The following is a 3,342-nucleotide window of genomic DNA, read 5'->3' on the forward strand; positions in this document are numbered from 1 at the left end:
GGACCGCCGAGGGCGGCGCGGCGTTCGGCGAGGTAGCGCACCTCGGGGGAGTCGGGGCCGGGGTGGCCGTAGGGCACCGGGCCCTCGCCCAGCGCGCTGTCGGGGATCGGCAGGCCGAGCAGGTCGCGCATGTCCCTGAACTCGTCGGCCGTCAGCTTCTTCATCTGGTGGTTGGCGTTCTTGGACGCGAAGCCCCGGCCGAGGGTGTGGCCCTTGACGGTCTGCGCCAGGATCACCGTCGGCGCGCCCTCGTGCGCGAGCGCGGCCCGGTAGGCGGCGTACACCTTGCGGGGCTCGTGGCCGCCGCGCGAGGTGTGGAAGCACTCGATGATCTTGGCGTCGGTCAGCACCTTCGCCATCTCGGCCAGCGCCGGTTCGGCGCCGAAGAAGTGCTCGCGGATGTAGGCGGCGTCGCGGGTGGCGTAGGTCTGGAACTGGGCGTCGGGCACCTCGCGCAGCCGCCTGACCAGGGCGCCGGTGGTGTCCAGGGCGAGCAGGTCGTCCCAGGCCGACCCCCACAGCGACTTGACGACGTGCCAGCCGGCGGCGCGGAACTGCGCTTCCAGCTCCTGCACGATCTTGAAATTGGCGCGGACCGGGCCGTCCAGGCGCTGGAGGTTGCAGTTCACCACGAAGGTGAGGTTGTCCAGCCCCTCGCGGGCGGCGAGGGCGAGGGCGGCGGTCGACTCCGGCTCGTCCATCTCGCCGTCGCCGAGGAAGGCCCACACGCGGCTGCCGGAGGTGTCCTTGATGCCGCGGCCGGCCAGATAGCGGTTGAAGCGGGCCTGGTAGATCGCCGAGAGCGGGCCCAGGCCCATGGAGACGGTCGGGAACTCCCACAGCCAGGGCAGCCGGCGCGGGTGCGGGTAGGAGGGCAGCCCGCCGCCGCCGGCCTCCCGGCGGAAGTTGTCCAGCTGTGCCTCGGTCAGCCGCCCGTCGAGGAAGGCGCGGGCGTAGATGCCGGGGGAGGCGTGGCCCTGGATGTAGAGCTGGTCGCCGGAGCCGGGCGCCTCGGGGGAGGACTTGCCGCGGAAGAAGTGGTTGAAGCCGGTCTCGTAGAGCCAGGCGGCGGAGGCGAAGGTGGCTATGTGGCCGCCGACGCCGAAGCGGGAGCCGCGGGTGACCATGGCGGCGGCGTTCCAGCGGTTCCAGGCGGCGATCCGCCGCTCCATGTCCTCGTCGCCGGGGAAGGCGGGCTCGGCGGCGGTGGGGACGGTGTTGACGTAGTCCGTCTCCGGCAGCGCGGGGAGGCCGAGTCCGGTGCGGCCGGCGTGCTCCAGGGTGCGCCGCATCAGGTACGCCGCCCGGTGCGGACCGGCCTCGCGGGCGACGGCGTCCAGGGACGCGGCCCACTCGGCGGTCTCCTCGGGGTCGCGGTCGACGAGCTGGTCGAGCTCGCTGGGGGTGCGTTCGGCGTCGGTCATGGTGTGGCCGCCTTCCGGACAGGACGGGAGATGGGGTGGGGGGTGTCACACCCACTGCCGGACTGTACGCCCACGATCGATGATCGATCAAAGGGTGGGAGCCGAAAAAGCGCCGGAAGAACGAAATTGGCATTCAGTGCCGCGAATCAGGCACGGGGTGCACACCCCAGGACGTGCTCCTTGACCAGCTCGCCGATGCGCGGATCACGCCTGCGGAACGCCTCCACGACCGCCTCGTGCTCCTCGGCGTACGACTGCTGCCGGGTGCCCAGCCAGCGGATGGCGAGCGTGGTCCACACCCCGATGCCCAGCGACTCCCAGGTGTGCAGCAGCACGCTGTTCCCGGCCGCACGCACCAGCTCCCGGTGGAAGGCGACCGTGTGCCGCACCTGCGCCTCGCCGTCCCCGGCCCGGTCGGCCTCGTACAGCCGCGCCACATGCTCCTCCAGCGCCGAGGTGTCCCCCGCCAGGCGATCGGCGGCCAGCTCGGCGGCGATCTGCTCCAGTCCGGCGCGCACCGGGTAGATCTCCTCCAGATCGGCCGCCGCCAGGTTCCGCACCCGTACGCCCTTGTTCGGCGCCGACTCGATCAGCCGCAGCGCCTCCAGCTCGCGCAGCGCCTCGCGCACGGGCGTCTGGCTGACCTCCAGCTCCACGGCGATCCGCCGCTCCACGATGCGCTCGCCCGGCTTCCAGCGCCCGCGGACGATGCCCTCCACGATGTGCTCGCGGATCTGCTCGCGCAGGGAGTGGACGACGGGCGGGGCCATGGGCGCTCCTTGTCTGCCTTCTTCGGGGGAGGACAACGACGATACGGGCCCCGCCCGCACGGCGGCGCCCCCGCACCGGAACGGATCCGGTGCGGGGGCGCCGATGCCCGGGGAGCGGTCAGAGACCCAGCTCGCCCTCGAACTCGCCGGCCTCCAGACGGGCCTTGACGTCCGTCAGGTAGCGGGCGGCGTCCGCGCCGTCGACCAGCTGGTGGTCGTAGGACAGGGTCAGGTAGACCATGTCCCGGATGGCGATGGTCTCGCCCAGCTCCGGGTGGTCCACCACGACCGGGCGGCGCACGGTGGCGCCGATGCCCAGCTCGGCCACCTGCGGGTAGTTCACGATGATCGTGTCGAACAGCGCACCGCGCGAGCCGGTGTTGCTGATCGTGAACGTGCCGCCGGACATGTCGTCCGGGCTGAGCTTGCCGGTGCGGACCCTGCCCGCCAGCTCCGCGGTCTTCTTGGCGATGCCGGCCAGGCTCAGGTCGCCCGCGCCCTTGATGACCGGGACCATCAGGCCCTTCTCCGAGTCCACCGCGATGCCGATGTTCTCGACGTCGTGGTAGGTCACGGTCCCGTCGTCGTTGATCTTGGCGTTGATCGACGGGTGGGCCTTCAGTGCCTCGGCGGCGGCCTTGACGAAGAACGGCATCGGGGAGAGCTTGACGCCCTCGCGGGCCAGGAAGTCCTCCTTGGCCCGGGCCCGCAGCCGCATGATCCGCGTGACATCCACCTCGACCACGCTGGACAGCTGCGCCTGGTTGTGCAGCGCCTTCATCATGTTCTCGGCGATGACCTTGCGGATGCGGGTCATCGGCACCGTCCGGCCGCGCAGCGGCGAAGGCTCGGCCTTGGCCGGGCCGCGGCCCGCCGGTGCGGCGGCCGGCGCCTGGGCGGCCTGCGCCCTGGCGGCCTCGGCCGCGGCCACGACGTCCTGCTTGCGGATGCGGCCGCCGACGCCGGTGCCCTTGACGGTGGACAGGTCGACGCCGTTCTCGGCGGCGAGCTTGCGCACCAGCGGGGTCACATAGGCGCCCTCGCCGCCGCCGGCCGGGGCCGCCGGTGCCTGCGCCTGGGCGGGCGCGGGAGCCTGGGCGGCGGGCGCCTGCCGGGCGGGCTCGGGCTGTGCCGGAGCGGGCTCGGGC

Annotated in this window: 2 protein-coding genes and 1 pseudogene; all 3 read right to left on the bottom strand. The window is 72.7% G+C overall.

Annotated elements, in window-relative coordinates; all coding sequences use genetic code 11:
- Window positions 1-1,424 (bottom strand): annotated as a pseudogene (locus tag L7D48_RS27450) (pyruvate dehydrogenase (acetyl-transferring), homodimeric type); the annotation flags it as partial.
- 146 nt (window positions 1,425-1,570) lie between these two features.
- Window positions 1,571-2,194: a GntR family transcriptional regulator gene (locus tag L7D48_RS27455; protein WP_237883590.1), complete on the bottom strand. Its 624-nt coding sequence runs from the start codon at window positions 2,192-2,194 to the stop codon at window positions 1,571-1,573.
- A 118-nt stretch (window positions 2,195-2,312) separates the two neighbouring features.
- A partial coding sequence (gene sucB, locus L7D48_RS27460; RefSeq protein ID WP_237883592.1) for a 2-oxoglutarate dehydrogenase, E2 component, dihydrolipoamide succinyltransferase occupies window positions 2,313-3,342 on the bottom strand: 1,030 nt, incomplete at its 5' end.

This window comes from Streptomyces sp. ICN903, from assembly GCF_022015835.1.
In the GTDB taxonomy this organism is placed as follows: domain Bacteria; phylum Actinomycetota; class Actinomycetes; order Streptomycetales; family Streptomycetaceae; genus Streptomyces; species Streptomyces fenghuangensis.

Bases quoted from the DNA above. Each gene is read 5' to 3' on its own strand.
- L7D48_RS27455 (WP_237883590.1), bottom strand. From the start codon at position 2,194: ATGGCCCCGCCCGTCGTCCACTCCCTGCGCGAGCAGATCCGCGAGCAC.